We start from the raw sequence: 989 nt of genomic DNA, 5'->3' as shown, positions 1-989 counted from the left end.
CCGGCGTGGCAAGAAGCCGGCTCGGGTTTTGGCGGAGATTTTGATGCCGGATTATGACGTGCTTTGCATCGGCAATGCCATTGTCGACATCATCGCCCAGTGCGACGAGGTATTCCTCGAGACCAACGGCATCATCAAGGGCGCGATGAACCTCATCGACACACAGCGCGCCGAACTGCTCTACAGCCGCATGGGGCCGGCGATCGAGGCGTCCGGCGGCAGCGCCGGCAACACGGCGGCCGGCGTCGCCAGCTTCGGCGGCCGCGCCGCCTTCTTCGGCAAGGTCTCCAACGATGCGCTGGGCGAAATCTACGCCCACGACATCCATGCGCAGGGCGTCGCCTTCGACACCACGCCGCTCAAGGGTGAGCCGCCGACGGCGCGCTCGATGATCTTCGTCACGCCCGACGGCGAGCGCTCGATGAACACCTATCTCGGCGCCTGCGTCGAGCTTGGCCCTGAGGATGTCGAAGCCGACAAGGCGTCTGGCGCCAAGGTGACCTATTTCGAAGGCTATCTGTGGGACCCGCCGCGCGCCAAGGAGGCAATCCGCCAGACGGCGAAGCTGGCGCACGCGGCAGGCCGCGAAGTGTCGATGACGCTGTCGGATTCGTTCTGCGTCGACCGCTACCGCGACGAATTCCTCGACCTGATGCGCTCGGGCACGGTCGACATCGTCTTTGCCAACAGCCACGAGATCAAGTCGCTCTACCAGACATCGTCGTTCGACGAGGCGCTGGCGCAGATCCGCAAGGATTGCCGGATCGCCGCCGTGACCCGCTCGGAAAAAGGCTCGGTGATCGTGCGCGGCGACGAGACCGTGGTGATCAAGGCGACCGCCATCAAGGAACTGGTCGACACGACGGGCGCCGGCGATCTCTATGCCGCCGGCTTCCTGCATGGCTACACGCAAGGCCGCGACCTGCAGACTTGCGGCGACCTTGGCTCACTGGCGGCCGGATTGGTGATCCAGCAGATCGGCCCCAGGC

At 65.2% G+C, this 989-nt stretch carries 1 protein-coding gene; it reads left to right on the top strand.

The features are described from left to right. Window positions 1-43: 43 nt before the first annotated feature. Window positions 44-989 (top strand): adenosine kinase (locus tag EOB49_RS34120; RefSeq protein WP_164781940.1); only part of this gene is annotated, 946 nt, incomplete at its 3' end.

Origin of the sequence: Mesorhizobium sp. M7A.F.Ca.MR.148.00.0.0 (assembly GCF_003997735.1) — a bacterium.
GTDB lineage: Bacteria > Pseudomonadota > Alphaproteobacteria > Rhizobiales > Rhizobiaceae > Mesorhizobium.
The sequence above is the reverse complement of the archived record's forward strand: the minus strand, read 5'-3'. Positions and strand labels throughout refer to the sequence as shown.